At 36.6% G+C, this 5,946-nt stretch carries 10 protein-coding genes; 8 read left to right on the top strand and 2 right to left on the bottom strand.

Going from position 1 to position 5,946, the window contains the following annotated elements; translation table 11 throughout:
* On the top strand, positions 1-203 hold a 203-nt coding region (locus tag AT685_RS00140), incomplete at its 5' end, for a lactate utilisation protein LutB domain-containing protein (protein WP_143713044.1).
* Between the two features lie 19 nt (positions 204-222).
* On the opposite strand, the gene AT685_RS00135 is transcribed toward AT685_RS00140, so the two are convergent.
* Complete coding sequence (locus AT685_RS00135; protein ID WP_072151063.1) at positions 223-1,506, bottom strand: LutB/LldF family L-lactate oxidation iron-sulfur protein; 1,284 nt, start codon at positions 1,504-1,506, stop codon at positions 223-225.
* A gap of 15 nt (positions 1,507-1,521) precedes the next feature.
* Positions 1,522-2,226 (bottom strand): (Fe-S)-binding protein, encoded by a 705-nt coding sequence (locus AT685_RS00130; RefSeq protein ID WP_072151062.1) that lies wholly within the window; start codon positions 2,224-2,226, stop codon positions 1,522-1,524.
* 192 nt (positions 2,227-2,418) lie between these two features.
* Here AT685_RS00130 and AT685_RS00125 point away from each other — a divergent pair, with 192 nt between their 5' ends.
* The 7 genes from AT685_RS00125 to AT685_RS00095 form a co-directional block, all read left to right on the top strand.
* Positions 2,419-2,754, top strand: a complete 336-nt coding sequence (locus AT685_RS00125; protein WP_320409063.1) for an ArsR/SmtB family transcription factor — start codon at positions 2,419-2,421, stop codon at positions 2,752-2,754.
* A gap of 7 nt (positions 2,755-2,761) precedes the next feature.
* A complete protein-coding gene (locus tag AT685_RS00120) occupies positions 2,762-3,061 on the top strand; it encodes an ArsR/SmtB family transcription factor (RefSeq protein ID WP_072150916.1) in 300 nt (99 codons plus the stop codon).
* Positions 3,062-3,730, top strand: coding sequence for a protein disulfide oxidoreductase (pdo, locus tag AT685_RS00115; protein WP_072151061.1), 669 nt, complete (start codon positions 3,062-3,064; stop codon positions 3,728-3,730).
* Positions 3,731-3,742: 12 nt separating this feature from the next.
* Complete coding sequence (locus AT685_RS00110) at positions 3,743-5,104, top strand: CoA-disulfide reductase (protein ID WP_072151060.1); 1,362 nt, start codon at positions 3,743-3,745, stop codon at positions 5,102-5,104.
* Between the two features lie 7 nt (positions 5,105-5,111).
* Positions 5,112-5,360, top strand: a complete 249-nt coding sequence (locus tag AT685_RS00105; protein WP_072150921.1) for a glutaredoxin family protein — start codon at positions 5,112-5,114, stop codon at positions 5,358-5,360.
* Between the two features lie 25 nt (positions 5,361-5,385).
* Positions 5,386-5,661, top strand: coding sequence for a co-chaperone GroES (locus tag AT685_RS00100; protein WP_072150919.1), 276 nt, complete (start codon positions 5,386-5,388; stop codon positions 5,659-5,661).
* Positions 5,662-5,682: 21 nt separating this feature from the next.
* Positions 5,683-5,946, top strand: a 264-nt coding sequence (locus AT685_RS00095; RefSeq protein WP_159420436.1) for a ZIP family metal transporter, incomplete at its 3' end; no start/stop codon positions are given.

Genomic DNA, 5,946 nt, shown 5'->3' with positions numbered 1-5,946 from the left:
CGTGGATTGAAAAACTTATCTTTAAGCTTTGGTTTATCGGAATGAGAAGTCATAAACTTTATGAATTTGGCTCAAAACTTTTAAGATATATACGCAAGCTCGGGATAAAGCCCAAATTTAAAAATTGGTCAAATGGAAGAGTTTTTCCAGAACTTGCACCAAAATCATTTAAGGAAATATGGAAAAATCAAGAGAGCATATAATTCATTTTCTAAAACAATTTCAAAAAGGGAAAACACAGCTTCCCGAGATAAAAGTTGGTGAAACCGCTGATAAAAAAGATCTCGTGAAAAAATTTAAATTTGAGTTTGAAAGAGCCGGTGGTGAAAAACCCGATTCAACCGCTCTATGCCTGAGCCAAAGCAAAAGGTGATGAATTTCTATCTTAACTGGGCAAATCTCATAACATTTGCCACATAATGACGAAGCAAATGGTAAAATGTATGAATTGTTAAGTTTAAGTTGCGCTGGTGTTATCACTGAGCCAATCGGACCAGGATATATTGAACCATAAGGATGACCTCCAACTCTTTGATAAACTGGGCAAGCAAGCATGCAAGCGCCACATTTAATGCAATAAAGCGCCTGTTTTAGTTTCTCATACCTCAATAAATCACTTCTACCGTTGTCAAGCAATATAACATAAACTTCCTCAGGTGAATCAAGTTTATTTTTTCTGGGTGCATTTATAATTGAGACATAACTTGTGAATCTCTGAGCGGTTGCACTTCTTCCAAGAATTTTGAAGAAAACTGTCAAATCAATAAGCCTTGGGATTATCTTCTCTATCCCAGCAATTGCGATATGAACTTTTGGGAGTGTTGTGCTTAAGCCCGCGTTCCCTTCGTTTTCAACTATTACAATTGAACCTGTTTCAGCAACGAGGAAATTTGCTCCTGATATACCAAGATCGGCGTTTAAAAACTTTTTCCTTAAAAATTTCCTTGCAATTTTCGTTAATTCCTCTGGCTCATTTGTGAAATCAACCCCAAGCTTATCTGTAAAAAGTTTACCTATTTCATCCCTTGATTTGTGCATCGCTGGTGCTGTTATATGCGAAGGCATTTCATCAGCAAGCTGAACTATAAACTCCCCAAGGTCTGTTTCAACCGTTTCAATCCCGTTTGCTTCAAGAAATTCTCTTAATCCTATCTCTTCTGTTGTCATTGATTTTGATTTAACGCATAACTTTGCATTTATTTTTTTAGCTATCTCAACGACATAAGTCCTCGCTTCATCTGCATCTTTAGCCCATAGAACCTTAATCCCGTTTTCAGTTGCTTTAGTTTCAAACATTTCAAGATAATAAGCGAGGTTTTCAATTGCGTGTTTTTTTATATCATGAGCTTTCTGTCGCAGTTCTTCCCAATTGGGGAGTTCCGAAACAACTTCAGCCCTTTTTGAAAGCGTATGTGAAATTGCCCTGGTTAGATTTTTTCTCAAGTTTTCGTTTGCAAGGGCTTTTAATGCATTCTCTTTGAATTTTGAAGGCGTATAATTTAACATATTTCAGAAAATTTGTTAAAAATTTGCCAGAATTTGTGCAATGTGAATTGTTTTTATATTGATCCCGTGTTTTTTTGCATAGCCATCAATTTGCATCAAACAGCTTTGATCTGTTGATGTTACAAAATCTGCTCCAGAATTTAGAATGTAATTAACCTTATGCTTTGTCATATCAACCGAAATCTCTGGAAATTTCACCGAGAAAGTTCCCCCGAATCCGCAACAGTCTTCTGAGTTTACCATTTCAATAAGTTTTAATTTTTTAACATTTTTTAAGAGGATTCTTGGTTCGGTTTTTAGCCCAAGCTCTCTCAAAGCATGGCATGAATCGTGATATGTTACCGTGTAATCAAACTCAGCTCCTGTTGAATCAATGTTCATTATATTTACAAGGAATTCTGTTAATTCAAAAAATTTTTTTGTTATGATTGCAATATCATCCTTGTCTATAAGTTCAGGATAAAAAATTCGGATCATACTTACACAGGAACCAGATGGTGAAACGATGTGGTCAAACTTTGAAAAAATCTTGAGAAATTTTTCAGCGAGGACTTTTGCTTCTTTTCGGTATCCCGTATTAAAGGCGGGTTGTCCACAGCAGGTTTGCTCAATTGGATAATCAAATTTTATCCCAAATTTCTTTAAAATTTTGACCACTGCGAGACCAACTTCAGGATAAAACTGATCAATGTAGCAAGGGATGAACAGTCCAATCTTCATCTCATTGATGTTTTTACTTTTTTCTAAAATAAAAATACTCGTGTTTATAATCAAGGTTTTTGAAAGTTTGTCAGTTTTTCAGGGTTAACATCAGCGGTGATTTAAAAGTTATTGAAAGATTAAAAATTTTAGAGAACTTTAAAACCAGGCGGACAAACTGTCACTTGACAAAGTGCGAAAATTTTGTTATATTTGTATTGCAATATAAAGATATTTGAATATATTTATATGGAGCTTAAAAAGTTAAAAAACAGTGATTTCACCGAAGAGGCTGAAATTTTAAAGATTCTTGGGCATCCCATAAGATTGAAAATTGTATGTGGATTGATTGAGCAAAGTTTATGTGTAAATGATATAGGTGATTGTTTGGGGGAGCCACAGCCCAAAATTTCCCAACATCTTGCTCTTTTGAGGGCAAAGGGGATCGTGAAGGCAGAAAGAGAAGGGGTCAATATAAAATACAGGGTGGTTCATCCGCTTGTGATAAAAATTATCAAGTTAGTTGAACGAGAAAAATTAAAGGAGTGAAAAAGCGATGCTCGGTGAAAAAATAAATGAGTTTTCACAGATAGCGGAGATATTGAGGATACTTGGAAACCCAACTCGTCTGAAAATAATCAGCGAATTGATTGATTCTGATAAAACAGTATCGGAGTTATGGCATCTTGTTGGAATTTCGCAATCGCTTGTTTCACAACACCTTGCTGTTTTAAGGCGAAGTGGGATAATAAAGAGTGTTCGCAGAGGAAATACCGTTTATTATTCGGTAGCAAATCCATTAGTGGTTAAAATTTTAAAATTAACTAAAAATAAACTCAAACAAATGAGGGATTAAATTGATGCAGATGACAGAGAAGAATTGAGAAAAAGATTTGAGGAAAACCTCGTCAACAAGGTTCGTGTAATTCACTTTACACGAGAGCTTGATTGCCAGTATTGTAGGGAGACAAAGCAACTTTTAACTGAACTCTCCGAGCTGTCGGACAAGATACAACTTGAAATTTACAATTTTTATACCGATACGGATAAAGTTGAGCAGTTTAAAATAGACAAGGTTCCCGCAACGGTTATCGCAAGCGAGGATAGGGATTATGGAATAAGATACTTTGGTATACCATCGGGCTATGAATTTGCATCATTCCTTTTAGATATTGAAATGGTTTCAAGAGGTGTTTCTGGGTTGAGCCAAAGAAGCATTGAGAAGATAAAAGAAATTGATGTTCCGGTTCATATCCAGGTTTTTGTAACCCCGACCTGTCCATATTGCCCGAGCGCCGTTCATCTTGCACATCAACTTGCTATGGAAAATGATCTTATCACTGCCGATATGGTTGAGGCGATTGAATTTCCAGATCTTGCTGAAAAATATATGGTTATGGGGGTTCCAAAAGTTGTAATGAACGATGTTTATTACTTTGAAGGTGCGTTGCCAGAAAGACATTATGTTGACAAAGTTGTTGAGGCTGCGAGAAAAACCAAAGAAACACTGAAACAACAAAATTAAGCAAATTAGCACATGGCAGAACGACTTGTTGTAATCGGTGGAGTTGCTGCGGGGATGAGCGCAGCAAGTAGGGCGAGGAGATTGAAACCTGATATGGAAATCGTTGTATTTGAAAAAAGCGGTTTCGTTTCCTACGGTTCTTGTGGTTTGCCTTACTTTGTCTCAGATATAATTAAATCTCCAGAAAATCTCGTTGTATATGACGCTAAATTTTTTAAAGAGAAAAGAAATATTGATGTTTTTGTCCATCATGAGGTTTTAAAAATTTTCCCTGCGAAAAGGTCTATTCTTGTTAAAAACCTTGAAAACGGGAGGGAATTTGAGGTTAATTATGATAAGCTTGTGATCGCAACTGGAGCTCGTGCTGTTAAGCCGAATATAAAGGGGATTGAATTAAAAGGTATTTACACAATTAGATTCCTTGAAGATGGGATTGCCATAAAAAACTTCATCAGAGAAAACTCGCCTAAAAAAGCCTTAATTATTGGTGCTGGCTATATTGGGATGGAGATGGTGGAATCTCTTGTTTCGCTTGGGTTGGATGTGACAATTGTTGAACAAATGCCGAATATACTTGGAAATATGGATGATGAAATAAATGAGATCGTTGAGCAAGAACTTGCCAGAAACGGTGTGAAGCTTTTAAAATCAGTATCTGTGAATGAATTTAGTGGTGAAGATGGGTATGTTAAAAGAGCCGTGTTAAGTAATGGGCAAGTTATTGATGTTGATCTTGTGATAGTTGGAGCTGGGATAAAGCCAAATTCTGAAATTGCCAGAGAAGCTGGAGTTGAGCTTGGAAGAAGCGGGGCAATCGCTGTGAACCAAAAGATGGAAACGAATGTTCATGGAATTTACTCGGCGGGTGATTGTGCTGAAGCATTTCATCTTGTTTTGAATCGCCCTGTTTATATCCCGCTTGGAACGACCGCAAATAAACAAGGGAAAGTCGCTGGAGAAAACGCCGCGGGTGGAAATGCAATTTTTAAAGGTATCGTTGGAACAGCTGTGTTTAAAGTTTTTGAGCTTGAGGTGGCAAGAACAGGAATATCTGAAAAACAGGCAAAATCTGAGGGATTTGATTATGTTTCAACGGTGATTGAACATGGTTCAAGAGCACACTATTATCCTGGTGGAAGTAAAATAAGAGTTAAACTTATCGCAGATAAAAAAACTGGGCGTTTGCTTGGTGCTGAGATGGTCGGAAGGGATGGTGTTGCTAAAAGAATAGATGTTTTCGCAACGGCTCTTCATGCAAGGTTAACCGTGGATGAAATTGGTCATCTTGATTTAAGTTATGCCCCACCATTTGCTCCTGTTTGGGATCCGATATTAATCGCTGCAAACGATCTTGAAAAGAAAATTAAAAAATGATTTGGCTATGGAACAAAAGCAACCTAAAGTTATAATTTTCACAACACCAACCTGTCCCTGGTGTAGGGCAGCAAAGCAATATTTCATGCAGAAGAAAATTAAATTTACCGAAGTTGATGTCACGCGAGATCCAAGAGCAGCTAAAGATTTGATTCGTTTAACGGGGCAAACCGGTGTTCCGGTTATTTTAATAAATAATCGTCCTGTTGTTGGGTTTGATAGGGCAAAAATTGATCATTTACTCGGTTTAAAATAAAAACAAAAATAAAATTGGTGAAAAAATGAAGATAAAACCACTTGATGACAGGGTTCTTGTTGAACCACTTGAAGAAGTTGAATCAAGAACAAGCTCTGGAATTATAATTCCAGACACCGCAAAGGAGAAACCGAGAATCGGGATCGTGATTGCGGTGGGAACAGATGAAGATCTGCAATCAAAAATTAAAGAAGGTGATAAAATTTTGTTTGCAAAGTATGGAGGCGAAGAAATTGAGATGAATGGAAAAGAGTACAGGATAATCTCAAGAAGCGATATCCTTGCGGTAATTGAAGATTGAAAAAGTTAATAAAAAACACGCATGTTTATAGAAATAATTTTAGCAAATATCGTTGTAAGTCTTATTTCATTTGTTGGTATAATTTTCATCAGCGTAAGGGAAAAAATTTTTGAAAAGGTTATATTTTGGCTTGTTTCTTTTGCATCCGGAGCTTTTATCGGGATTGCCTTTTTGCGTATGATCCCTAATTCAATTGAAAAAAATCCCGGGGCGGTTTACACCGTTGTCCTCGGGATTTTTATTTTCTTTTTGCTTGAAAAGTTCTTTTATTGGAGGCACTGTCAT

It is taken from the genome of Candidatus Kryptobacter tengchongensis, assembly GCF_001458555.1.
Taxonomy (GTDB): domain Bacteria; phylum Bacteroidota; class Ignavibacteria; order Kryptoniales; family Kryptoniaceae; genus Kryptonium; species Kryptonium tengchongense.
This window is presented reverse-complemented; position numbering and strand designations above follow the sequence as displayed.

Excerpts from the sequence above, each read along its gene's own strand:
- AT685_RS00110 (WP_072151060.1), top strand. The coding sequence starts at position 3,743 with ATGGCAGAACGACTTGTTGTAATCGGTGGAGTTGCTGCGGGGATGAGC.
- AT685_RS00105 (WP_072150921.1), top strand. The coding sequence starts at position 5,112 with ATGGAACAAAAGCAACCTAAAGTTATAATTTTCACAACACCAACCTGT.
- AT685_RS00130 (WP_072151062.1), bottom strand. The coding sequence starts at position 2,226 with ATGAAGATTGGACTGTTCATCCCTTGCTACATTGATCAGTTTTATCCT.
- AT685_RS00135 (WP_072151063.1), bottom strand. The coding sequence starts at position 1,506 with ATGTTAAATTATACGCCTTCAAAATTCAAAGAGAATGCATTAAAAGCC.
- AT685_RS00120 (WP_072150916.1), top strand. The coding sequence starts at position 2,762 with ATGCTCGGTGAAAAAATAAATGAGTTTTCACAGATAGCGGAGATATTG.
- AT685_RS00100 (WP_072150919.1), top strand. The coding sequence starts at position 5,386 with ATGAAGATAAAACCACTTGATGACAGGGTTCTTGTTGAACCACTTGAA.